Origin of the sequence: Rhodococcus sp. DK176 (genome assembly GCF_038447315.2) — a bacterium.
GTDB lineage: Bacteria > Actinomycetota > Actinomycetes > Mycobacteriales > Mycobacteriaceae > Rhodococcus_F > Rhodococcus_F jostii_A.
Genome location: NZ_CP118321.2, coordinates 3,555,418 through 3,579,835, shown reverse-complemented (window position 1 = coordinate 3,579,835; position 24,418 = coordinate 3,555,418). Strand labels below are relative to the sequence as shown.

Here is a 24,418-nt window from a genome sequence, read left to right as displayed (position 1 = left end):
TCAGCTGTCGCCGTCGGAATCCTTCTTGCCGTCGGAGTTCCTGCGCCAGTGCGTGAACCGCTCCTTGATGTCCGCCGCGACGTCGCCGACGCCGTTGCCGACGGCGTCCACGGTGGTGCCCAGTCCGCTGCCGATCTCGCGGAGCATGCGGATCAGCGGGTCGTTCGAGATGTCGAAATTCTGTTTGTACGATTTCGCGGCCTTGCGAAATTCTTCGCTGATCTTGGCGTCGTCGTCCTCGCTGCGGCGCGGGTACTCCCCGCGGAGGATCGCCGCGTAGGCGCCGCTGTCCACCCACTTCTTCAGCTCGGCGGCGCGCAGCACCGAGAACGGGTGGGAGAGCAGTTCGATGTTGAGGAGCTTGAGGACACCGTCGCGCAGGTCGCCGCTGGCGTCGTACTCGGCTGCCTGCGCCAGGAAGGCCTCGGTGTCGATCTCGCTGACCCGGGAACCACCGGCCAACTTCAGCTGCACGCGAAGAGCCGTGTGGACGTCCTGCCCGCACAGCAATCCGGCACGGTCACCGGACAGTTCCGACTTACGCTGCCATTCCATGAGCGCGGCGATGATCGCGCGCAGCGCCCACCCGCCGATCGGGATCCAGCCGATGGTCCCGGCCAAGCGCATCAGAGGGTGTTTCGTCGGCGCCGAGAATGCGCACGCAGTCGCTGCGCAGGTCGTGGAGATCGCTGAACTGCCGTTCGTCGACGCGCACGGACGTCGCGAGGTACATCAGCCGGTGCTGGCGCTCCTGCAACAGACCCGAGATGGTCCGGAAGACCGTGTCGAACCCCTTCAAGGTGCGCAGGGTGACGAGCGCCGCCCGATCCGCGGGGTGCTCCCACGCACGAGAGCTGATCTCCGGGAACGCCGTGCGAACGCGGTCTGGTGTGGTGGTCAAGCTTCCCCCCGGGTCGGTGTGCGCGGTGCGGAGCCCTCCCGGTCAGGGTAGCGCCGGAGGGTAGCGGCGGCGGTCGTGCTGGGCATTTTGCCAACCGCCGCCCACGGTGGCTGCTCCGAACATGCGCAGGATGCTCAAACGTGACGCTCGGTATTGCTCAAAGTGCGTTCCGGTGGTCGACTGTTGTGAGAGATCTGCACACGAGACCTCGAAGATGCGGTGAGGTCGGTTCCCACAGGTCCGCCTGCCCGTCACCGCCGATACGCCTCGCTCACGAACTGGGCCGAGGAGGATCGGATTCGGTGCCAGGAACTCACAGGCAAGGACGAAACGATGAACGACGCCCGCACGATCGACGACCACACGGCGCAGCTCACCCCGCGCGCGGCCACTCCGGAAGCGCTCGTGGAGATCGAGAAGCGCGTGCTCTGGTTGGCGACGTCGATGATCCACCACGCCAACCGGGTTCGCCCGAATCCGACGGGGTTGAAGGTGGGTGGCCATCAGGCGTCGTGCGCGTCGATGGTGTCGATCATGACGTCGCTGTGGTTCGAGCAGCTCCGGCCGGGTGACCGAGTGTCGGTCAAGCCCCACGCGTCGCCGGTGCTGCACGGTATCAACTACCTGCTCGGTGAGCTGGACGAGAAGTATCTGACGACGTTGCGGGAGTTCGGTGGCCTCCAGTCCTACCCGAGCCGGTCGAAAGATCCGGATCCGGTGGACTATTCGACCGGCTCGGTCGGCATCGGTGCAACGGCCCCGATCTGGGGTGCCATCGCCCGCCGCTACGTGAACACCCAGATCGGTTCGGCGGGGACGGGCAGGCAGTACTCCCTCGTCGGTGACGCCGAGCTGGACGAGGGTGCGGTGTGGGAGGCGATCCTCGACACGTCAGTGTCCGAGCTCGGTGAGATCGTGTGGATCGTCGACCTGAACCGGCAGTCCCTGGACCGGGTGGTGCCCAACATCGCCGCCGGCCGGCTCGAGGCCATGTTCGCTGCCGCCGGGTGGCAGGTGATCACCGTGAAATTCGGGACCCTGCTCGAGTCGCTGTTCGCCCGGACCGGTGGTGCGGCGCTGCGGACCCGGATCCTGGAGATGCCCAACCCCGAATATCAGCGGCTGCTGCGGTGTGACGCCGAGCAGGTGCGGGTGCGGCTGCCCGGGGACGGCCCCGATGCGGCGGCGATCGCGTCGCTGATCGCCGACCTCGACGATGACACCCTGCTGCGGGCGATCCGGAACCTCGGCGGGCACGACCTCGACGCCCTGCGCGCCGCGTACGGGCAGATCGACGACACCCGGCCGACGGTGATCATCGCCTACACGATCAAGGGCCGCGGCCTGCCGACGCAGGGGCATCCGCAGAACCACTCCTCGCTGCTGACCGTCGAGCAGTACGAGCAGCTGGCCGCGGAACTGGGCATGGACCCGGCGAACCCGTGGGCCCGGTTCGAGGCCGGCAGTGCGGCGGGCCGGGTGTGCGCGACGACCGCGGACCGGTTGCGGCGGAACCCCGTCGAACCGGCAACCCCGCCCGCGGTGCCAGCTGACATCGGCCGCACCCCGTCCGGCACCTCCACCACCCAGGCCGCACTGGGTCGGGCGCTGCTCGACCTGTCCCGGGAGGCCCCCGACGCGGCGAAGCGGGTGGTCACGGTCAGCCCCGACGTCTCCTCGACCACGAATCTGGCGGGGTGGCTGAACAAGGTGGGGGTGTGGTCGCCCAACGAGCGCCGAAACTGGTTCGACGACGACGCCGAGACGATCATGCACTGGCGGGAAAAGCCCACCGGGCAGCACATGGAACTCGGCATCGCCGAGACGAACCTGGTCGGGTTGATGGGTGAGCTCGGTGCCACCTGGAGCCGGTGGGGGCAGCCGCTGTTCCCGATCGGGGTGATGTACGACCCGTTCGTCGAACGGGCCCTCGAGCCGTGGTCGTACGGGATCTATGCGGGTGGGCAGTCGATCCTGGTCGGCACCCCGTCCGGGGTCACCCTCGCCGCCGAGGGTGGGGCGCACCAGTCGATCAAGACCCCGTCGATCGGCCTCGAGCAACCCGGCTGTGTCAGCTACGAACCGGCCTTCGCGATCGACGTCGAGTGGACGCTGCTCGACAGCATCTCCCGGCTGGGCCGACCGGACGGCTCCTCGTCGTACCTGCGGCTGTCGACCCGCCCGGTCGATCAGACCCTCGCGGCCGTGCCGACCGACCCGGCCGCCCGGGAACGTCGCCGCCGTCAGGTCGTCGCCGGCGCATACACCCTCCGCCACACCGAGAAGCCCGCCGTCACGTTGGTCGGCATGGGTGCGATGATCACCGAAACCCTGACCGCCGCAGACCGGTTGGCCGAGCAGGGCATCGCCGCGGACGTCGTGTGCGTGACCAGCCCCGGACTGTTGTTCGAGGCGATGCAGGCGCGCCGCGGACTCGCCGACGGCCCGTCGTGGATCCTCGACCAGGTGTTCCCCGCCGACCGGGCGGCACCGATGGTGACCGTCCTCGACGGGCACCCGCACACCCTCGCGTTCCTGGCCGGGATCAACCACGTCCCCGGTGCCGCGCTCGGTGTCAGCAAGTTCGGGCAGGTCGGCTCCCTCGACGATGTGTACCTCTACCACGGCATCGACACCGACAGCATCGTCCGCGCCGCACTCGACATCTCCTGAACGAACGGGACGCTCGTTGCGTCAGATCGAACGAGCGTCCCGTTGGTTCGGCGCAGACGGATCCTTTGATGCCTTTTCGGTATCAAAAGATCCATAACTAGTGTTGGACTTGAATGGTTGACGCTCCTAGCCTTGTGGACACAGCGCGCACCGACGGCGGCGCGATTGCGAACGAGGAGAACGAAACCCATGGCCACTGCGTCCCCCCACGAGATCGCTCACAAGCTCGGCTCCGGTCTGTTGTCGTTCCCGGTCACCCACTTCAAGGACGACCACTCGTTCGACGAGGCCGCGTACCGCGAGAACATCGGCTGGCTCGGGCAGTTCGACGCCTCCGGGTTGTTCGCCGCAGGTGGCACGGGCGAGTTCTTCTCGCTCACCCCGCCCGAGGTGGAGCAGGTGGTCCGGGCCGCGGTGCAGGAGGCACCCGACGGTCTCCCGGTGATCGCACCCGCCGGTTACGGCACGGCCACCGCCGTGCAGATGGCCCGGTCGGCGGAGAGCGTCGGCGCGCACGGCATCCTTTTGCTTCCCCCGTATCTCACGGAGGCGAGCCAGGACGGCCTCGTCGCCCACGTCAAAGAGGTGTGTGCCGCAACCACTCTCGGGGTGACTATCTACAGCCGCGCCAACGCGGTCTACACCGAGGCCGCTGTCGCGGAGCTCGCGGACAGCTGCCCGAACCTGGTCGGGTTCAAGGACGGGGTCGGCAACATCGAGCAGATGACGCGCATCTACGCGAGTCTCGGCGACCGGCTGACCTACATCGGCGGACTGCCCACCGCCGAGATGTTCGCACTGCCCTATCTCGCCTTGGGCGTCACCACCTACTCCTCGGCCATCTACAACTTCGTGCCGAAGTTCGCGATCGACTTCTACAACGCACTCCGCAGCGGAGACAACGCGTTCGTCATCAACGCGCTCAACGAGTTCGTGATCCCGTACTGCAACCTGCGCAACAAGAAACAGGGTTACGCGGTCAGCATCATCAAGGCCGGCATGACGGTGATCGACCGACCCGCCGGCCCCGTCCGCGCGCCGTTGACCGACCTCGACGCCGTCGAACTGGCCGAGCTCGCCGACCTGATCAAGAAGGTGAGCTGAGCCGCATCGTCCGCGATCTATCATCGGAGAACGCCATGACACTCACCTGCTGGACTCCGCGACCCGCACCGCGCTCGGCACCGCCTGGCGAATGTCGGGAACGACCGAGGGGCACGGGGTAGAGTCGCCGCCCGGCGTACCGGAACGCATCGAGCTGAACGATAGGGAAATGCGATGACGAATCGTCGATCCGAGACCCAGTGGGACTCGGTGAGCGCCTGGGACGACGACCCGGTGGTCGCGTCGTGGAACGGTCTTCCGGTGTTGGAACAGAATGTCACGGCCGACGTGTGTGTCGTCGGCCTCGGCGGGTCGGGTCTCGCGGCGATCGGCGCCCTGGTCGAACGTGGGCTGCAGGTTGTCGGCGTCGACGCCGGGCGGGTCGCGGCCGGCGCGGCGGGGCGCAACGGCGGCTTCCTCCTGGGCGGCCCGGCGACTTTCCTCCACTCGTCCCTCGCGACCTGGGGGACGTCGTCGGTCGATCTCTATCGCGCAACTCTTCTCGAGTTGGACCGGCTTGCCGACATGCTGGGGCCGGAGATCATCGCACGGACGGGCTCCATTCGCCTCGCGGGATTGCCCGGCGAACCTGTCGACGACGCCGAGGCCGCCGACCGTGTGGCGGAACTCGCGGATTGCGCAGCACTGGAAGCGGTGCTGCGGGAGCGCGACATCGCTGTCGAAGAATACGACGGCGAGCTCGGGCGCGGCCTGTTTCTGCCCGACGACGCGGCCATGAACCCCTCCCGCCGAGCTCTGGGGCTGGCGTCACTCCTTCGGGGGCGGGCCGGCCTGTACGAGCACTCGGCTGTCACCTCCGTGGAGAGTGGAAGGGTGACAACAGAACACGGTACGGTCAGTGCGCCGGTCGTCATTGTCGCGGTGGACGGCAAACTCGAACAGGTCCTCCCGGACTTGCAGGGGCGGGTCCGGACGGCACGCCTGCAAATGCTCGGGACGGCGCCGGGTCTCCCTGAACGCCTGCCGTGCCCTGTGTACGGACGCTGGGGATACGACTACGCCCAGCAAGCGAAGGATGGGCGCCTGTTCGTCGGGGGCGGACGAGACCGTTTCGTCGACACCGAGTGGACATTCGACACGTCACCCACTCCGGACGTCCAGGGTTACATCGAACGAGTAGCGGAACGTATGGCGGGCAAGCCCGTCGACGTCGTTCGCAGATGGGGTGCGTCCGTGAGTTACACCACCGACGGCCGTCCCCTCTGCTCCGAGGTTCTTCCCGGTGTCATCGCCATCGGTGGGTACAACGGGACTGGAAACCTGGTGGGTCCCGTCGCGGCGCGTGCGGCTGTGGCACTGGCACTGGATTCGACGACACCCCCGGTGTACTTCTCCGCATAGGCAGCAGCGAGGGGGAGGGCCGGCGGCCCTTCCCCTCGATCGCAACCGCACGAACGCCGTATTCCGGTGTGTCAATCCGCGAATCGGTTGACATCGAACAACTCCAAAGGGAACTCGGGGGTCGAGCCGCAACTGAGATCGGCTGCGATCTCCCCGATCACCGGTGCGAATTTGAAACCGTGACCAGAGCACGCGGAGATGACCGTCACGTTCCTGTAGGCGGGTGGATTTCCGATGACGAAGTGGCCGTCGGGTGTGTTCGTGTACATACACACTGCGGCCCGCACGGGGCGCGAACCCAATCCAGGCAGATAACGACGAACGAGATCCCGCAACGGAGCGGTGTCCTCGTCGTGGACCACACGATCCAACTCGTCAGGGTCGGTCTCGCGCCCGCCGAGATGGAGCGCGATCTTGACCGTCTTGCCGTCCATGCTGGGGAAGCCGTACCACGTACCTTCCGGACTGTCCCTCAGGAATACCGGGAACCGGTCCGGCCCTAACTGCGTCGGATCTTCGGCCGGGAACCATGCGAGGATCTTGCGCTCCACAGTCAGCTGGAGCTGGGCGGCCGGGAGGAGGCCGGGAATCCAGGCGCCGGCCGCGACCACGACGTGGTCGGCTCGAATGACCTCGTCGTCGAGCCGCACAAGCACCGTGTCACCGGGACCGTCCTCGATATTCAGTACGCGGCTCTCGGGACGCACAGAGGCACCCAGTTCGCACGCACGGCGCGCGGCACCGGTGATCGCCAACTCCGGCCTTATCACGCCGGCGTCCTTCTCCCAGATGGCCGTATCCCCCTCACGCAATCGCTGAGTAGGAAACCGGGTAGCGAACTCGGCCGGGTCGAGAATCTCCTGGGTGAGGGCATGGACCTTGGCTGCTTCGAGGGAGCCACCCACGATCACGCCGGTCGAGGGGCCGATGCTGAGGCCCCCGGTCATCGTCAGGACGGGTTCGCCGGTTTGCTCACCGAGTTCCCGCCATCCTCGGAGTGCGGCCCGGAGCATCGGGACATACGCGGGATCCTCATGATATGCGGTTCTGAAGATGCGCGACTCGCCGTGCCCGGAGCCACGATCGTGTCCGGGAGTGAACTGCTCGAGACCGACGGCAGGAACACCCCGCTCCGACAGTCTCCACATGATTGCGGAGCCCATCGTGCCGGTACCTATCACGGCGACACCGGTCCTCGTCGTGGTCATCGAGCACGCACCAGCGTGTATTCGGCGGCGGGGGAATTGGTCATGATCACAGTCTCTCGAATGTGCAGTACGTCTGTCCCGGCAGGTAGTGGTGCCGTCGAGCGCATCCACTACCTGCTGAATCAGACATGCTGCCATCCCATGACTCCGCACCTGAGTCGCCGAACGTCGTGCGCTCGAACATTCGGTCACACGGGAACGAGTCGCCTCGCCACTAGCCGAAGCTGACGCCCTGTTCAATTCCGAGCTGCGTCAGGCTTTCTCGCAGCGATGCGTCCTGCTGCGCGCTATACAGCGCCTCAGGGATGTGCACTTCCCGTTCGAGAGCGCCCGCGAACCAGTCGATGGTGTAGTCGGCGCCGGTGTTCGTCGTGTCCTTCGTGCCGTTGCCGGACAGGTTCGACTGGAAGATTCCGGCCGCGCTGCGCGGAAGGAAGTCCTCGTACACGATCGGTGTGGCCACCAGCGTTCCCGACCGAACCAGTGCGGCCGGATCGCGATCCACCACACCGGAGGGGGAGTGCACGTCGCTCACGCTGTACGTGAAATACGCGAGAGCCTCCTCCTCGAGACCTGCTTCCGTGGTGGGGAAGTCGGAGGCGTCCCACACCGACCTCCCGGCGTCCTGCCACGACGAACCGTACCGTGCGGCGGCATCCGTCTCCGCCATCAGCGCGTCGTACCGTTCCCGGCCGCGGGGAGTGAGCGCGATTCCGCGCGACTCGACCTCACCGAACCGCACCCGCAGCGTGCCGTCGACGACCTCACCGTTCGATTCACGGAACTTGCGGGGCTCCGCGAGGGCCCGGAACGAGGTTTGCCGGAGCAGAACGTCGGGGCCGTTCCATCTCGGCGGGCCCTGGATCTGGTCGATCATCTTCAGGCCGCGTCGCTGCATCCGGGTGAGGAGCTCGTCGATGTCCAAGACGCGCGGGGTCAGGTGATTGATGTGGGTTCGGGTGACTCCGCCGATGTCGGCGGCGACGGCCGAGACCTGTTCCAGTTCGGCGTACCACGCACGATCGGTCGGTTCGGACGACAGCTCGAATGCGGAGGTCGCCAAGTGGACGAACGTATCGGCCTCGGCGGGGGGAAGACCGCGTTCGGCGATGGCTCGCTCGGCCAGCGTGAGTAGTTCCTCGCCGAACAGTGTGCGTCGACCGAGGAACGTCTCGAGCCGGCTCTGAAGGTCATCGGAGAAGAAGCGGCGATCGTCGACCGCGAGCATCGACGTGAACACCCGAAACGGGTTGCGTGCGAGTTCGTCGGCGTCGATCGGCCGGAAGGCCGTCGACACGACCGGAACTGCGCTCCGCGACGCCTCGCGCAGGTCGTAGAACCCGACGGGGTGCATACCGAAACCGGCGAAGATCGTGCCGACCTCACGGAGTTCCCGGGGAGTGCCCACGCGGATCGCGCCGTGTCTCTCGGCCGTCACCCTGCCGATGTCGCCGAGCCGCTCCGCGTCGTCGCAGCCGGCGACGACGGCGGTGTTGATGTCCTCGCACACGTCGACGAGTGTGGCGTAGGCCGGTACCTCACGGCCGTACATAGAGGACAGAGCGGCCGCGAATCGCGCCCTCAGCTGCCATGTGGGGATTACGGTCATACTTCTCATGCTCCGATCGGTGTTCCTGTTATGCGTTCGCGCGGATCTGACCTCGCGCCACCATCGCGGCACGCACCCGCGACTGGGCGATACGACGAGCGGCATCGTGTGGCAGGGCGCCGTGCGCCGCGACCTCGTCGAGGACCTCGCTGGTATTGGCCCGGAGACGCTGGGAGACGAGGTCGAGTACGGCCTTTCCTTCCGGACGGAACGGGGAGTAGCGGGCCTCCATGGCGACACCGGCCGCCACGATTCCTCCGGCGTTGGCGACGAAATCCGGAACGACCAGTACGTCGTTGCGCGCAAACACCTTCAGCGCCTCCGGGCTGGCAGGCAGGTTGGCGCCTTCGACGACCAACCTGGCCTTGACCTCGCGGGCGGACTGTTCGTCTATGACGTCCTGCAATGCGGCAGGGACCAGGACGTCGCAGTCGACGAGTATCTCACGCCCCGCGGGCAGGACTGTCGCGCCCGGGTAGTGCTCGACCAGGTGATCACCGAAATCAGCTTTCAGTTTCAACAGCAGAGCAACATCGAGGCCATTCGGGTCGTGAAGGGCGCCCACTGACGTCGATACGGCCACGATCGTGGACCCGAACGCGGCGAAGCGTTCGGCCGCGGCGGAACCTACAGCGCCGAAACCCTGGATGGAGATCCGTGCGGTGCCGAGGTCGATGCCTCGGCGTTCCGCGGCGACCTGAGCGGACTCGGCGACACCGAAGCCGGTGACACCGAGCTGATCGTACGGAACGCCGCCGAGTTCGTGCGGGCTGCCGACCGCCGCGCCGCGGTCGCCGAGTTCGTCCTGGAAAATGGCCGCGTCGTTCTCGGTGAGTCCCATGTCGAGGCCGAGGACGTACTCGCGTGGTACTTCGTTGGACAGCTTGCGGGCAAAGGCCCGGAGGATCTCTTCCTTGTTCGCTGCAGTCGGATCACCGGCGATTCCCGCTTTCGCTCCGCCGTGGAACATGTCGACACCTGCCCATTTCCACGTCATCACCCGTGCGAGGCGTGCGATCTCGCCGACAGTGACGGTAGGGCTCATCCGCGTTCCGCCCTTACCGATTCCCCGTGCCGTGTTGTCGATGACGAGCACGCCTTTCATGCCCGAGCGGCGGTCGGAAACGACCACCACCTTCTCGGGACCCCAGTCGTCGATCTGAGAGAGTAGGTCGGTCATGATCGGTGTGCTCCTGTGCTGCGTAGTGTTTGACCGTCGACCGGTTCCGGCCGACGGCGATATCGTGGACGTCTGTTCTCGACGCGAAGGATGACGCGACATGCTCAACCCAGTCCATCTGCGGACACTCGAAGTGGTGACCGAGACCGGATCGTTCGCTGCGGCGGCTCGCGAGCTCGGATACACGGCCTCGGCGGTGTCGCAGCAAATGGAGGCGCTCGAAAGAGCGTCCGGTATGCGTCTTTTCGATCGTGAAGCGCGTGGGGTCAAGATCACCGAGATGGCGAGAATGCTGACCGAACGCGCTCGGGGAGTTCTGGCCGAGCTCTACGAACTCGACGCCGACGTGCGGGGGATCGCCACCGGGCGTACCGGTCGTCTCCGCGTCGGATGCTTCCCGACCGCGGGAGCACGCATACTGCCGTCGGCGTTGTCGAACTTGCGGGAGACCCATCCGGCAGTGGAGGTGTCCCTTCGGATCGGGGAGCCGAAGGACACCGTGCCCATGATCGAATCCGGCGAACTCGACATCGCGTTCACCTACGAGTACGCGGCGCTGCAGCAGCGATGGTCCGACGCTGTAGTCGAAAAGCCGTTGATCGTAGAGAATCTGGTATTCCTGAGCCCCTCCGATGAGGGGATTCTCGAGGCGGCGGACGTCGAGCGTGCCAGCACGTTGCAGTGGATCTCGAGCGGCGCCGGCACCGCCGGTGAGCTGACGATGTACCGCATCTGTGCGGATATGGGATTCGTCCCCGAGCTGAACCTCAGAACCGAATACTACGATCTCGTCACGGAATTCGTCGGCGCCGGGCTCGGAGTGGCGATCGTCCCCGCCCTGGGAATCCTCGACCACCCGACTGTGTCCATCGTGCCGCTGCACTCTCCCTGGGCGCGCCGCACGGTCGCGTTGGTTCACCGTCGGAACCCCAGCAACCCGCTGATACCCGTGGTCGTCGACTCCTTCGTGGAAACGGTGACCACGCGCGATTGGGGTCGGTACGTCACCGTGGCGGCGCTCTGAACGTCTCGCACTATCCACCGTGATCCCTTCCCGAAGCCTGCGCGTGGTCACCGATGCATCAACCATGCACGACCGGGCGGGCGACTGAAAGTGCTGGAGCGACCGACCTGGTGACCCTCAGGGCAAGTTCTGCTTAATGATGAAAAAGAGCAGGTCCAGGGCTTGCCCGCCGCCTTCGGGGTCCGCCGCGGTACCCGCGACCCCAGTATTCGTCATGGTGACCGTTCCGGCCCGGCGCGAGGAACAGTCGACCTTACGGTGAGGCATCGAGACTCTGATCCTGCGACTCTTGCCCGCTGGTCGGCGCCACAGGATGATCGAGGAATGGCCGAACAGATCGACGACTACTTCACCTCTGTCGTGCCGGGGCTGGCCCCCGGGGAGAGCCGCCCCGGCGTCGGTCCGGAGGATCCGATCCAGCCGCCGTCCCCGTTGTCGGTGCAGGGCGCTCTGGACCTCTTCGACGCCCAGGTCGGCAGCAGGCATCTCGATCTGGCGGCCCGCTGGTTGCGGTCGCGGGGCAAGGGTTTCTACACGATCGGCTCTTCCGGGCACGAGGGCAATGCCGCTGTCGCGGCCGCGCTGCGACCCACCGATCCCGCTCTGCTGCACTACCGTTCCGGTGGTTTCTTCCTGGCGCGGGCGCAGCAGGTGGACGGCAGTGATCCGCTGCGCGACGTCCTCCTCGGTCTCGTGGCCGCGACGGAGGAACCGATATCGGGTGGTCGGCACAAGGTGTTCGGCCGCCACGATCTCAACATCATTCCCCAAACCTCCACCATCGCTTCGCATCTCCCACGCGCTGTCGGTGTCGCGTTCTCCATCGCCCGGTCGGAGAAGGTGCATGTGCCCTCGCCGTGGCCGGCGGACGCGATCACCGTCGGCAGCTTCGGGGATGCGTCCGCGAACCATTCCACCGCCGTCGGTGCCATCAATACCGCGGTGCACGCCGCCTATCAGGGGTTGCCGTTGCCGCTGCTGCTGGTGTGCGAGGACAACGGGATCGGGATCAGCACCAAGACTCCGAAGGGCTGGATCGCCGCGAACTTCGGTGACCGTGCGGGCCTCGAGTACTTCGAGGCGGACGGATCCGACCTGCCGGCGGCGTACGCCACGGCAGTGTCGGCCGCCGAGTGGGTCCGGAGGAATCGGAAGCCCGCGTTTCTGCACCTGCGCACCGTCCGGTTGATGGGTCACGCCGGCTCCGATGTCGAGGCCGCGTACCGGACATCGGCGGAGATCACCGCCGACTTCGAGCGGGATCCGGTGCTGTGCACGGCGAAACTGCTGATCGAGCGCGGACATCTGAGTCCCACCGAGATCCTCGACCTCTACGAGAAGAAGCGCGCCGAGGTCCTCGAACTGGCCGAGCAGGTCGGCGAACTACCTCAACTGGACAGTCCCGCGGCCGTGATGAAGCCCCTCACCGACAGCGCCGAGCAGGCCGCCGCGGCCGCGCCGGAACGCGTCGACCCGGACCGTCGCGCGCAGTTCGTCGGATCCCCGCTTCCCGAGGACGAAGGTCCGCTGACCACCGCTCTCGCGATCAACCGTGCCCTGCTCGACGTGCTGGCCCGGTACCCCGAGGCGCTGGTGTTCGGTGAGGACGTCGCCCGCAAGGGCGGGGTGTACGGGGTGACCCGGGGTCTGATGAAGAAGGCGGGGTCGGCGCGGGTGTTCGACACGCTCCTCGACGAGCAGGCGATCCTGGGTCTCGCGCTGGGAGCGGGAGTGTCCGGGCTGCTGCCCATCCCGGAAATCCAGTACCTGGCGTATCTGCACAATGCGGCCGATCAGATCCGCGGGGAGGGTGCGACGTTACAGTTCTTCTCCGACCGCCAGTACCACAACCCGATGGTGGTGCGGGTTGCCGGATACGGGTATCAGAAGGGGTTCGGCGGGCATTTCCACAACGACAATGCCGTCGCCGCACTGCGCGACATCCCGGGCATCGTGGTGGCGTCCCCGGCGCGTCCCGACGACGCCGCGGCCATGATGCACACGTGCGTCGCGGCCGCCCGCACCGCGGGGGCGGTGTGTGTGTATCTGGAACCGATTGCCCTGTATCACACCCGCGATTTGTACGAGGACGGTGACGAGCAGTGGCTGGCACCGTATCCGGATCCGGCGAAGCGGGCCGGGAATCACGTGCCGATCGGCTCCGCCCGCACGTACGGTGACGGCGCCGACCTGACGATCGTCACGTTCGGCAACGGGGTCCGGATGAGTCTGCGGGTCGCGCGCCGTCTCGAACGGGCGAACATCGCCGCGCGCGTGGTGGACATGCGGTGGCTCGCACCGCTGCCGGTGCACGACATTCTCCGGGAGGCGAACGCCACCGGACGGGTGCTCGTCGTCGACGAAACCCGCAAGTCGGGGGGAGTGTCCGAAGGTGTGGTGACGGCGTTGATCGACGACGGCTTCACCGGGCCGCTGGCACGCGTCACGAGCGACGACAGCTTCATCCCCCTCGGCGACGCCGCCCTCGAGGTCCTGCTCTCCGAGGAGACGATCGAGGCCGCGGCGGTCAAACTCGTGAGCCGATAGCATCCGCATCCCTCGCGCTTCGCTATGACGGCAACGTCAACCGGTATCCCCTCCGCCATTGCCAAGCTGTTGTCCGGTCGGGCATGTTCGAACTGCATCTCTCCACACCGGCGGACAGGAACATTTCATGAGTGGCGATCAGCGACCCCACATCGTGGTGATGGGGGTGACCGGCTGCGGGAAGACGACAGTCGCGCAGCAACTTTCCGAACTGACCGGCCACCGGTTCCTCGACGCCGACGATCTGCATCCGCCGTCGAATGTCGAGAAGATGGCCGCCGGTATCCCGCTGACCGACGACGACCGGGCGCCGTGGCTCGCAGTCGTCCGCGACCGCCTGCAGGCGCTGTCCGATCAGGGACGCCGTGGTGTGGTGGCGTGCTCGGCGCTACGGCAGAGCTATCGCGACATCCTCCGCGACGTCTCCGACCCGGTGTTGTTCGTCCACCTCACGGGAGAGCGGGAGGTCATCCACGGCCGGATGCAGGCGCGGAGCGGGCACTTCATGCCGCCTGCCCTGCTCGATTCCCAGTTCGCGCTCCTCGAGCCGCTCGACGCCGACGAGTTCGGCGTGGTCCTGGACGTCGCTCCGGCACCGGATGCGATCGAACGGGCCGCCGCCGAATACCTGCACGAAGAACGAAAGGTTGCCACACAGTGAGTTCGCACGGGAGTTTCGATGTGGCGGGCAAGATCGCGCTCGTCACGGGGTCGAGCCGGGGAATCGGCTTCGCGCTCGCCAACGGACTCGCCGAGGCGGGTGCGGAGGTCGTGCTCAACGGCCGCGACGCCGACGCCCTCGCACGCAGCCGCGACGAGATCGTCCGCGCCACCGGCGCGACAGTCCACACCTGCGCCTTCGACGTGACCGCTCCCGGAGAGGTCGCGGCCGCCGCGCAGCGGGTCGAGGACGAGATCGGTCCCGTCGAGATCGTCGTGAACAACACCGGCGTCCAGCACCGCAGCCCCCTGCTCGAGTTCGGCGACGACGACTTCCGTCGCGTGCTCGACACCAACCTGAGCAGCGCCTTCTTCGTCGGCCGCGAGTTTGCGCGGGCGATGGTCCGGCGCGGGCAGGGGAAGATCGTCAACATCTGTTCCGTCCAGAGTGAGCTCGGCCGGGCGGGCATCGCCCCGTACGCCGCGAGCAAGGGCGGGCTCAAGATGCTCACACGAGGAATGTGCGCCGACTGGGCGCCACTGGGCCTGCAGACCAACGCCATCGCACCGGGGTACTTCGACACCCAGCTCACCGAGGCGCTCGTGAACGATGCCGACTTCAGTGCGTGGCTGACCAAGCGCACGCCCGCCGGGCGGTGGGGTCGCACCGAGGAACTCGTGGGTGCACTGCTCTTCCTCTCGTCGCCGGCGTCGGACTTCGTCAACGGCCAGATCCTGTACGTCGACGGCGGCCTCACCGCCGTAGTGTGATCCCCACCCGATCGACTCGAAAGACCATGATGCCGAACACCGCAACGCCTCGTATCCACCTCGGACCGCACCCGGACGCCGCGCTGATGCGCGGGATCGAGCGGGGCGGAGGCGTACTCGCCCCGCTCGACGACGCCGAAGCCGTGGTGTGGGCGCACGGCCCTGACACGTTCCCGGCGCAGTTGCCGGACTCGGTGCGCTGGGTGCAACTCCCCTCAGCGGGTGTGGAGCCGTGGATCTCCGCGGGGATCGTCGACACCGAGCGGACCTGGACGTCCGCGGCCGGCGCCTACGCCGGCAACGTCGCGGAACACGGAGTCCTGCTGCTCCTGGCCGGCGTCCGTGCTCTCACCGAGCAGGTGCGCGCGACCTCGTGGCGCAAGGCAGAATTCGACCCGCAGGTGGGCACACTGCGCGGGGCGACGGTCGCCATCGTCGGGTGCGGTGGCATCGGTCGCGCGATGATCCCACTGCTCGACGCGTTCGGGGCGCGGGTGCTCGCCGTGACCCGTTCGGGAACCCCGGTCCCGGGTGCAGTCGAGACGCTGCCGTCCGATCGGACGTCGGAAATCTGGTCCAGAGCGGACCATTTCGTCATCGCCGCGCCGGCGACGGCGGCGACCGCGCACATCGTCGACAAGGACGCGCTGGCGCAGATGAAATCGACGGCGTGGATCGTCAACGTGGCGCGCGGCTCCCTCATCGACACCGCGGGACTCGTCGACGCGCTGAAGGCCGGATCGATCGGCGGGGCCGCCCTCGACGTCACCGATCCCGAACCACTTCCCGACGGACATCCGCTCTGGACCCTGCCGAATGCCATCATCACGCCGCACGTCGCGAATCCGGCGACCGGTCTGACGCGGTTGCTTGCCGATCACGTCGCGTCCAACGTCGAACGCTTCGCTGCCGGAGCGCCTTTGATGGCGCCGATCGACCGGAGCCGGGGTTACTGAAGGCCTCGTTCGGCTTCCGAACTGGTCCGGATGTAGTTGGCGACGACACTGCGCAACACCTCGCGTACCGCCTCGGCAGGTCCCGAGAGCGGCTGATTGGCGGGTGTTCCGAGGGAGACCTGGACTTCGATGGTCGGTTCGATCCGGCGGAGTTCCAGGTTCTCCACATTCATGATGCGGCGGGCCACGGAGAACGGTAATACCGTCGCGCCCAAACCGTTCCGGACCGCCTGCGCCATCAGGGTCACCGATTCCACCTCGCCGACCACCCGCGCGTGCTCGAAGGCGTGTTCGTAGGCCTGCTCGACCACCTTGCGAATGGTGTGCATCGGGCCCGGCAGCAGCAGCGGCAGGTCGACGAGATCCTTGATGGCGACGGCCGTCCCGGTGTCACCGGGCAGACCGGTGCCTGCCGGCGCGACGACCATCAGCTCCTCGGTGAGCAGACGCTCGAAGTTGACGCCCTTGATCGGCCCGGCGTCGTAGAGCAGCGCCATATCCATGCGGCCAGTCATCATGGCCTCGCTCAGCACGCCGCCGAAATTCTCGTTGATGTGCAGAAGGATGCTGGGGTACCGCGACCGCACCGCGGTGAGCAGCGGCAACGCGATGGAACTCACCGTGCTGTACGGCGCGAGCCCCACGGAGACACCGCCCGCTAGTTCTCGGCCGACGACGCTCACCTCGGCGTGAGCGCTCTCCACCTGCCGCAGGATCACCTGCGCGTGCCGGTACAGCGCGCGCCCCGCATCGGTGGGTTCCACGCCCTGCTTGCTGCGGATCAGCAGCTGCTGACCGAAGTGGGTCTCCAGCGCCGTCATCTGCTGGCTCAGTGCCGGTTGGGCGATGTGCAGAATGTCGGCCGCCCGCGTGATGCTTCCGGCGTCGACGATGCGGACGAATGAGAACAAGCGTCGGGTATCCACGAGCGATCTGCCTTTCTGACAATGCGGCGACGCAAGCACGCCGCGGTTTCGACAAGGTTGCCGGGCGGAAACACCGCCGTAGCCAAATGCGAGGCGCTGTTCTTCCGTTTTTGCATCGCCGCTGTTCAAACACCATAGACGTTCGTTATCGCCTCACGTAAAACAGGTATTAACCGCCCGAACCGGATCCTGCGTAGCGTCCGTTTACATCGAAAGTTCACAGGAACTGCACCAGCGGTTCCACTGCAGGTCCCCATGGGAGGCACCGTGACTGTCAAGATCGATCTCGTCGCCGACCTCGGCGAGAGCTTCGGCGCATGGACGATGGGCGACGACGACGCGCTGCTCGACGTGCTGACGTCCGCCAACGTCGCGTGCGGATTCCATGCCGGTGACCCCAGGACCATGGACGCCACGGTCCGAGGATGCGTCGCCCGCGGAATCGGTATCGGCGCGCACCCCAGCTTTCCCGACCTGGCAGGGTTCGGCCGGCGCGCGATGGACCTCACCGCAGACGAGGTCCGCACCGACGTTCTGTACCAACTCGGCGCGCTGTACGCCTTCGCGACCTCGCACGGCACGACGCTCTCGCACATCGCACCGCACGGTCGGTTGGGAAATCTCGTCGCGACGCGGGCGGACTACGCCCGCGCCGTCGTCGACGCGGTGGAAGCGTTCGACCCTCGGCTGATCGTGCTCGCCCAGGACGGTGAACTCGCCGACCACGCCCGTGAACGGGGGATTCGCGTGGCGATCGTCGCCATCGTGGACCGCGCGTACCGCTCGGACGGCACCCTGGTGCCGCGGTCCGAGCCCGGTGCCGTGATTCACGACCAGGACACTCTGGTGGCGCGCACGGTGCAGATGGTGACCGAGGGTGTGGTCGAGGCCGTCGACGGCACACGCATCCCGATCGAGGCCGATACGGTGCTGCTGCACGGTGACGGCGCCGACGCCGTACGCAACGCGCGAGCGATCCGGGAGGCGCTCCTGCGTGCGGGCGTCGTCATCGCCCCGGTCACCGAGGTCCTCGCGGCCAAGGAAGCAGCCAAGGAAGCAGCCAAGGAAGCAGCCAAGGAAGAGAAGGAGTCCGCGACGTGTCCGGCGTGACGTGCATCCGGCCGCACCGGGAGTTCGTCCTCTCGGATTGCGGAGACTCCGCGGTACGTCTGACGTCGCTGTCCCCGGATGCCGAGGAGCGCTGGCGGGTGGTCCACACGGTCGCCGCCGCACTCGACGCACGCGGCGACGAGGTCGCGGTCACCGGCATCATTCCCACGTACGACGCGGTGCTGGTCGAATTCGATTGTGGTGCAACCACCCACGGGGCCATTCGTGCGCACGTCGAACGACTTGTCGAGCTCCCCGCGGATGCCGCGGCGCGCGGCCCGCGGCAGTTCGAGATCCCCGTCGTCTACGGGGGAGAATTCGGCCCCGACCTCGACGACGTGGCAGCACACCTCGAACTCTCACCGGCCGAGGTGATCCGACTGCACGGCGCAGGCCCACTGACCATGCGCTGCTTCGGTTCCCCGGGCGGCGCCCCGATGCTGGACGGTCCCGCCTTCCCGCGGCCCGTCCCACGCCGCACGATTCCGCGGCCACACGTACCGGCAGGCGCGGTCGCAGTCGCGGGCAGGCAGGCCGTCGTCTCCGCGCGTCCCGCGCCGGGAGGCTGGCCGGTGATCGGCCGAACGCCGCTGACCATCGTCGATCCGGCGACGGACCCACTGTCCGACTTCCGGCCCGGCGACACGTTCCTCTTCGTTCCGATCGCCGCGGCCGAGTGGTCGACGTACGAGGGGGTCCGTCATGGCTGAATCGATCACCCTCACGACACCCGGGCTGACCTCGATCCAGGACCTCGGCCGGCTCCGAGCGTCCCGGTTCGGCCAGATGACCGGCGGGGCCTCGGACCAGTACAGCGCCGACGTGGCGAACGCACTGGTCGGGAGCCCGCGTACGGCACCCCTGCTCGAGATGGTCGCCATGGACTTCGGCGCCGTCGCGAGCATCGACCTGCTCGTCGCGGTCACCGGAGCGCCGGCGGAGGTGCAGGTCGGGGGTGTCACCCGCCCGCAGTGGGAGCCGTTCGTGTGGACCGCGGGCGAAGAACTCACCGTCCGCGGAATCCGCGACGGGCTCAGGGTCTACCTCGCCGTGCACGGAACGATCGACGCGCCCTACCTGCTCGGTAGTTGCGCCCCCGACTCGGTTCTCGGTTTCGGCCGGCAACTGACGGTCGGCGAGTCCGTCGCCATCGACGTCGACGGACCGCCGATCGACCACCCGCACTTCCGGATGCCGCTGTTCCGGCTCGGCGCCCGGCCCGCGGCCTTCACCGGATGCTGGACCATCGACGTGACCGATGGTCCCGACGTCCACGAGTTCGGCTCGACCGCCGCCCGATTGTTCGACACCCCCTTCGCCATCGGCGGCAACTCGAACCACATCGGCCTCCGCCTCACGCCGACCGATCCGGACAGCGCGGTCCCCAAGCGGGACCGGTCGACGGAGGTGCTCTCCCGCGGAGTGCCGATCGGTGCGGTCGAGGTTCCCGCCGGCGACGAGATCCTCGTTCTGCATCGTGGACGAGGGGTGACCGCCGGATATCCGGTGCTCGCGGTCGTGACCGCCACCGCTCTGTCCCAGCTCGGCCAGGCACGGCCCGGCCAGGAGGTCCGATTCAGGAAAGTGACCGTCCCCGACGCCGTGGACGCGTACCGGACACAACGACGCTCGATCGATCTCCTCCGCTCCCGCGTGGCCAACGCCTTCGCCAGCCTTCGGATCCCCCTTCACACAGAAACGACATCCGCCCAGCACAGCTCGGTACCCCAGATGGAGTCAGCATGACCAACGCGATCTCACCCGACACGGCCGGGCACACGTCCGAACACGAGGTGCAACCCCGCCAGCTACGCAAAGTCGTTCTCGCAGGCTGCGTGGGCATCTTCGTCGAGCTCTACGACAACGGCATCTTCGCCTTCATGGCGACCGCCCTGGCCATCGTCTTCTTCGACGTCTCCAAGTCGAGTGACGCGCTGATGCTCGTCTTCGCCGGTTACGCGATCTCGTTCTTCGTGCGACCTCTCGGCGCGGTCGTCTGCGGCATCCTGGGCGACCGGATCGGCAGGCAGAAGATGCTCGTCTTCGTCATCATGCTGATCAGCGTCGCCACCGCGGGAATCGGCATTCTCCCGACCTACGCCGCGATCGGCGTCGCCGCACCCGCGCTGTTGATTCTCCTGCGCATCCTGCAGGGATTCTCCGTGGGCGGTGAGGCGGCGGGAGCCATGACCTTCCTCGCCGAGCACTCACCGGAGGGCAAGCGCGGACTCATCACCAGCTACGCACAGATCGCGTCCTTCTTGGCCCTGCTCACGGGCACGCTCGTGGCGTTCGCGATGTCACCGTGGCTCAACGAGGCCGCCATCAACGGCGGCGGACCGGCCAGCTGGGCCTGGCGTGTGCCGTTCCTCGTCGCGATCCCGATGGGCATCATCGGCTGGTACATCCGCCGGGCCATCAGCGACACCCCGAACTTCGAGAAGCTCAAGGCCGAAGGCGGACTGTCCCGCAACCCGCTGAAGGAAGCGTTCGCGACCCCCGAGCACCGCAAGGCGATGCTGCTCGCGCTGTTCATCCCGCTGATGAACGGCTCCGGCTACTACGTGCTCTTCTCCTACATGCCGACGTTCCTCAAGGGCGACAACATCGGCTTCTCGACCGGCACCGCCCTGCTCGTGACCGCGGCAAGTCTCGTGGCGATCTGCATCGCCATCCCGTTCATGGGTGCTCTCTCCGACCGCGTCGGCCGCAAGAAGGTCATCGCCGGCGCGGCGATCGCCATGGCCATCGGCGCCATCCCGTGTTACGCCCTGATCGCGACCGGCAACTTCGTTCTCGCAGTGGTCGGCGCGTGCATCATGGCGGTGATCTTCGCCGGTCACACTGCCGTCATCCACATCCTCATCGTCGAACTCTTCCCCACCCGGGTCCGGTACTCGGCGTACGGGCTGGGCTACAACATCTCCTCGGCGGTCTTCGGCGGCACGGCGCCCCTGCTCATGACCTGGCTGATTCCTCAGTTCGGAATCTACGTTCCCGCGGTCTACGCCGTCGTCACCGCGGTGGGAACCCTCATCGCCGTCAGCACCATCACCGACCGGGCGCACGTGCCTCTCCGCGACACGCTCTGACGGACTCAGGCTCGGCCCGGTGGTCTCCTGACCACTCGAAGACCACCGGGCTGTACCAACTTTCACCACCAGTAAGGCAAGGGAGCGTTATGCCATTCAACGACTACCGGACGGCACTGGTCACCGGTGCCAACACCGGAATGGGTGCCGCGGTCACCGAGATCCTGACCAAGCGCGGACTGACCGTCTACGGTCTGGCCCGCAACAAGGAACGGCTCGACGAGGTTGCGGACAAGACGGGAATGATCCCGCTCGCCGTCGACATCACAGACATCGACGCACTGAGCGCGGCCGTCGACGGGCTCGAGATCGACGTCCTGATCAACAACGCGGGAGTGTCGGCCACCGGCAACATCCTGGACGCCTCGGCCGCCTCGGTCGACGCGATGGTCGACGTCAATCTCCGTGCGGTGCTGCACCTGTGCCGGCTGCTGATGCCGGGAATGGTGGAGCGCGACCTCGGCCACATCGTCAACATCAGCTCCATCGCCGGGCTGTACAACTTCTACGGCCACACCGCCTACCACGCCACGAAGGCTGCGGTGCACCAGATCTCGCGACAGCTGCGCAACGACACCATCGGCAAGCGCATCCGCGTCACCGAGATCTGCCCGGGCCGAGTCGAAACCGAGATCTTCGGTCGCAACCTGGGCGGGTCGCCGGAGGCGATGAAGGAAGCGTGGGAGACGTACTACGAAGGCTTCGAATCCATCACCACCAAGGACATCGCCGACACGATCGAGTTCGCGATCGACGCCCCGGGCCACGTCAATCTCGGCCTGATCGAAATCATGCCCACATTCCAGGTACCGGGTGGACTCGACTTCATCCGGCGCAACGATCGAGACCCGCGGTGAACACTGCACAGCGCGAGTCCGGCGCCCCGCTTCCGGCCGAGACCCTCGGGGTGGTGGCGCACGCCGCGGGAGACCTCCGGATCGAAGCGGTGCCGCTGCGCCGACCCGAACCGTCCGAGACGGTGGTCGAGATCGCCTACGGCGGGATCTGCGGATCCGACCTGCACTACTGGACGCACGGGGCGGCGGGTGAGTCGATTCTGAAGGCGCCGATGCTGCTGGGCCACGAAGTGGTGGGAACGGTGGTGCAGGCCGCGGCGGACGGCAGCGGTCCCGCAGCGGGTGAACGTGTCGCCGTGCACCCCGCCACCCCCGGCGGTCGCGGCGCCAGGTTCCCCGCGGATCGCCCGAACCTCTCGCCGGGATGCACGTACCTCGGCAGTGCGGCGCAATTCCCCCACACCGAAGGGGCATTCGCGAAGTACGCCGTTCTGCCCTCCCGGATGCTGCGGCCGCTGCCACCGGACCTTCCACTGCGCACCGCTGCGGTCGCGGAACCCGCCGCAGTCGCGTGGCATGCCGTGGCCCGCGCGGGCGACGTGTCGGGGAAGAGCGCACTCGTCGTGGGATGCGGACCCATCGGTGCCCTCGTGGTGGCGGTCCTTCGCCGGGCGGGTGCACGCGAGATCACCGCAGTCGACGTGCACGAGTATCCCCAGACGGTCGCACGGGCGCTCGGCGCCGACCGGACCCTGGACGCCGCCGACTCCGCGAGCATCGCGGACATCGACGCCGACATTGTCGTCGAATGCTCCGGTAACCGCTTCGGGCTCGAATCGGCCATTCGCGGCGCGACGCGCGGCGGCCGAGTCGTCATGCTCGGACTGCTCCCTACCGGTCTTCAGCCCGCGCCGCTCTCGCTCGTCATCACCCGGGAGCTCGAACTCGTCGGATCGTTCCGATTCAACGACGAGATCGATTCGGTGCTCGCCGCTTTGGCGGACGGCAGCCTGAATGTCGAACCGGTGATCAGTCACGAGTTCGGCATCGAGGACGGCATCGAGGCCTTCGCCGTCGCGAAGGACGCGTCCACGTCCGCGAAGGTGTTGCTGGCGTTCTGATTCCAGCCATGCCGAACGGCTATCACCCGACAAGTAATCGGTCTTGTACAGGTGCGATGTGCCCCCGATAACCTGGGTGTGAAGGTACCGCCCGAGTTCCCGGCTTACTTCGTTCCCACGCCCTCTACCAGGAGGAACAATGTCCACCTTCGTCCCTGCAGCACGAGTCGACCAGATGCGTGAGTCACCGAGTGTGGCAGCTGCGCAACGGGTTCGCGAGCTCCGGGCGTCGGGGCGGGAGATCCTCGACCTGACGGTCGGAGAACCCGATTTCGACACACCGGACCACATCAAGGCGGCAGCCGTCGCGGCGATGGAATCCGGTCTCACCAAATACACCCCCGTCAACGGTATCCCCGCACTGCGGGACGCGATCTCGAAGCGGATGCTCGACCGGACCGGGGTCGAGTTCACGGACAACGAGATCACCGTCGGCGGAGGTGCCAAGCAGGTCATCTTCCTGGCGCTGATGGCGACGGTGGAGGAGGGCACCGAGGTGATCGTGCCCGCGCCGTACTGGGTGTCGTACCCCGACATGGTGACCGTCCACGGCGGAACACCCGTCGTCGTCGACTGCCAGGAGTCCGACCGGTTCCTGCTCACCGCGGACAAGCTCGCCGCCGCCATCACTCCCTCGACGAAATGGGTGATCCTCAACGCGCCGTCGAATCCGACCGGTGCGGTGTACAGCGAACGGGAACTGGCGGAACTGGCAGCGGTACTCGACCGGAACCCGCACGTGAACGTCCTCTGTGACGAAATCTACGACGAGATCGTGTTCACCGACTCGCCCGTTCCGAACCTGTTGTCGGCCGCGCCGCACCTCCGCGATCGGATCCTGGTGACCAACGGTGTGTCGAAGGCCTACGCGATGACCGGCTGGCGTCTGGGGTACGGCGTCGGGAACAAGGGCCTGATCGCAGCGATCAACAAGCTGCAGTCGCAGAGTTCCTCCTGCCCGTCGTCGATCAGTCAGGCCGCCGCGGCCGAGGCGCTCACCGGCGACCAGAGTTTCGTCGCCACGTCCGGCGCGAGCTATCGCGCACGGCGGGACCTCATCTTCGAATTGTTCTCCCGCATCGAGGGGCTGGAACCCGTACTGCCGCAGGGCGCGTTCTATCTGTTCGTCGGATGCGCGGGCCTCGTGGGCAAGCGGACTCCCGACGGCACGCTGCTCGAGAACGACCAGGACGTGGTGCTCTTCCTCCTCGACCACGCGTCGGTGGCCACCATCCAGGGCTCCGCGTACGGCGCCGAGTCGTATTTCCGAGTCTCCTTCGCCACGTCCGAGGACGTTCTGCGGAACGCCGCCGCCGCGGTCGAGAAGGCCGTCGCGTCGCTCAGCTGACCCCACCCGCTCTTACCCGACCAACGGAG

The 24,418-nt window shown here is 67.0% G+C and carries 19 protein-coding genes and 1 pseudogene; 15 read left to right on the top strand and 5 right to left on the bottom strand.

The features are described from left to right. Window positions 1-901 (bottom strand): annotated as a pseudogene (locus PSR88_RS16865) (M48 family metallopeptidase). A gap of 333 nt (window positions 902-1,234) precedes the next feature. Between PSR88_RS16865 and PSR88_RS16860 the strand changes: the two are divergent. The 3 genes from PSR88_RS16860 to PSR88_RS16850 all read left to right on the top strand — a co-directional run bounded on the left by PSR88_RS16860 (window position 1,235) and on the right by PSR88_RS16850 (window position 6,040). Continuing rightward, the gene (locus tag PSR88_RS16860) at window positions 1,235-3,574 is read left to right on the top strand and encodes a transketolase-like TK C-terminal-containing protein (protein ID WP_083853070.1); all 2,340 of its coding nucleotides are present in this window, start codon (window positions 1,235-1,237) and stop codon (window positions 3,572-3,574) included. A gap of 189 nt (window positions 3,575-3,763) precedes the next feature. Continuing rightward, window positions 3,764-4,678: a 5-dehydro-4-deoxyglucarate dehydratase gene (gene kdgD, locus PSR88_RS16855; RefSeq protein WP_016881929.1), complete on the top strand. Its 915-nt coding sequence runs from the start codon at window positions 3,764-3,766 to the stop codon at window positions 4,676-4,678. 174 nt (window positions 4,679-4,852) lie between these two features. Beyond that, window positions 4,853-6,040, top strand: coding sequence for an NAD(P)/FAD-dependent oxidoreductase (locus PSR88_RS16850; RefSeq protein ID WP_016881930.1), 1,188 nt, complete (start codon window positions 4,853-4,855; stop codon window positions 6,038-6,040). Window positions 6,041-6,111: 71 nt separating this feature from the next. On the opposite strand, the gene solA is transcribed toward PSR88_RS16850, so the two are convergent. The 3 genes from solA to PSR88_RS16835 all read right to left on the bottom strand — a co-directional run bounded on the left by solA (window position 6,112) and on the right by PSR88_RS16835 (window position 10,037). Further along, a complete protein-coding gene (solA, locus tag PSR88_RS16845) occupies window positions 6,112-7,248 on the bottom strand; it encodes an N-methyl-L-tryptophan oxidase (RefSeq protein ID WP_016881931.1) in 1,137 nt (378 codons plus the stop codon). A 214-nt stretch (window positions 7,249-7,462) separates the two neighbouring features. Next, the gene (locus tag PSR88_RS16840; protein ID WP_342338292.1) at window positions 7,463-8,857 is read right to left on the bottom strand and encodes a VOC family protein; all 1,395 of its coding nucleotides are present in this window, start codon (window positions 8,855-8,857) and stop codon (window positions 7,463-7,465) included. Window positions 8,858-8,885: 28 nt separating this feature from the next. Continuing rightward, window positions 8,886-10,037: a Glu/Leu/Phe/Val family dehydrogenase gene (locus tag PSR88_RS16835; protein WP_342338291.1), complete on the bottom strand. Its 1,152-nt coding sequence runs from the start codon at window positions 10,035-10,037 to the stop codon at window positions 8,886-8,888. A gap of 100 nt (window positions 10,038-10,137) precedes the next feature. Here PSR88_RS16835 and PSR88_RS16830 point away from each other — a divergent pair, with 100 nt between their 5' ends. The 5 genes from PSR88_RS16830 to PSR88_RS16810 all read left to right on the top strand — a co-directional run bounded on the left by PSR88_RS16830 (window position 10,138) and on the right by PSR88_RS16810 (window position 15,995). Beyond that, the gene (locus tag PSR88_RS16830) at window positions 10,138-11,061 is read left to right on the top strand and encodes a LysR family transcriptional regulator (RefSeq protein WP_342338290.1); all 924 of its coding nucleotides are present in this window, start codon (window positions 10,138-10,140) and stop codon (window positions 11,059-11,061) included. Window positions 11,062-11,385: 324 nt separating this feature from the next. Next, window positions 11,386-13,608: a thiamine pyrophosphate-dependent enzyme gene (locus PSR88_RS16825; RefSeq protein WP_016881932.1), complete on the top strand. Its 2,223-nt coding sequence runs from the start codon at window positions 11,386-11,388 to the stop codon at window positions 13,606-13,608. 127 nt (window positions 13,609-13,735) lie between these two features. Further along, window positions 13,736-14,269: a gluconokinase gene (locus PSR88_RS16820; RefSeq protein WP_016881933.1), complete on the top strand. Its 534-nt coding sequence runs from the start codon at window positions 13,736-13,738 to the stop codon at window positions 14,267-14,269. After that, window positions 14,266-15,039: an SDR family oxidoreductase gene (locus PSR88_RS16815; RefSeq protein ID WP_016881934.1), complete on the top strand. Its 774-nt coding sequence runs from the start codon at window positions 14,266-14,268 to the stop codon at window positions 15,037-15,039. The genes PSR88_RS16820 and PSR88_RS16815 overlap by 4 nt, the downstream gene beginning before the upstream one ends. Window positions 15,040-15,065: 26 nt before the next feature. After that, on the top strand, window positions 15,066-15,995 hold the full coding sequence (locus PSR88_RS16810; RefSeq protein ID WP_016881935.1) for a D-isomer specific 2-hydroxyacid dehydrogenase family protein: 930 nt from the start codon (window positions 15,066-15,068) through the stop codon (window positions 15,993-15,995). Here PSR88_RS16810 and nac read toward each other — a convergent pair. Then, complete coding sequence (gene nac / locus PSR88_RS16805) at window positions 15,989-16,906, bottom strand: nitrogen assimilation transcriptional regulator NAC (protein WP_016881936.1); 918 nt, start codon at window positions 16,904-16,906, stop codon at window positions 15,989-15,991. The genes PSR88_RS16810 and nac overlap by 7 nt on opposite strands. Window positions 16,907-17,176: 270 nt before the next feature. Between nac and PSR88_RS16800 the strand changes: the two genes are divergently transcribed. The 7 genes from PSR88_RS16800 to PSR88_RS16770 all read left to right on the top strand — a co-directional run bounded on the left by PSR88_RS16800 (window position 17,177) and on the right by PSR88_RS16770 (window position 24,389). After that, window positions 17,177-18,031, top strand: coding sequence for a LamB/YcsF family protein (locus PSR88_RS16800; protein ID WP_016881937.1), 855 nt, complete (start codon window positions 17,177-17,179; stop codon window positions 18,029-18,031). Continuing rightward, on the top strand, window positions 18,019-18,741 hold the full coding sequence (locus PSR88_RS16795) for a 5-oxoprolinase subunit B family protein (protein ID WP_011595944.1): 723 nt from the start codon (window positions 18,019-18,021) through the stop codon (window positions 18,739-18,741). The genes PSR88_RS16800 and PSR88_RS16795 overlap by 13 nt, the downstream gene beginning before the upstream one ends. Beyond that, the gene (locus PSR88_RS16790; protein ID WP_011595943.1) at window positions 18,734-19,777 is read left to right on the top strand and encodes a biotin-dependent carboxyltransferase family protein; all 1,044 of its coding nucleotides are present in this window, start codon (window positions 18,734-18,736) and stop codon (window positions 19,775-19,777) included. The genes PSR88_RS16795 and PSR88_RS16790 overlap by 8 nt, the downstream gene beginning before the upstream one ends. Then, on the top strand, window positions 19,774-21,123 hold the full coding sequence (locus PSR88_RS16785; RefSeq protein WP_005250039.1) for an MFS transporter: 1,350 nt from the start codon (window positions 19,774-19,776) through the stop codon (window positions 21,121-21,123). Before PSR88_RS16790 ends, PSR88_RS16785 begins: the two co-directional genes overlap by 4 nt. An 89-nt stretch (window positions 21,124-21,212) precedes the next feature. Beyond that, on the top strand, window positions 21,213-21,980 hold the full coding sequence (locus PSR88_RS16780; RefSeq protein WP_011595942.1) for an SDR family oxidoreductase: 768 nt from the start codon (window positions 21,213-21,215) through the stop codon (window positions 21,978-21,980). After that, complete coding sequence (locus tag PSR88_RS16775; RefSeq protein WP_011595941.1) at window positions 21,977-23,041, top strand: L-idonate 5-dehydrogenase; 1,065 nt, start codon at window positions 21,977-21,979, stop codon at window positions 23,039-23,041. Before PSR88_RS16780 ends, PSR88_RS16775 begins: the two co-directional genes overlap by 4 nt. Before the next feature lie 139 nt (window positions 23,042-23,180). Beyond that, window positions 23,181-24,389: an aspartate transaminase gene (locus PSR88_RS16770; protein ID WP_016881938.1), complete on the top strand. Its 1,209-nt coding sequence runs from the start codon at window positions 23,181-23,183 to the stop codon at window positions 24,387-24,389. Window positions 24,390-24,418: the final 29 nt, after the last annotated feature.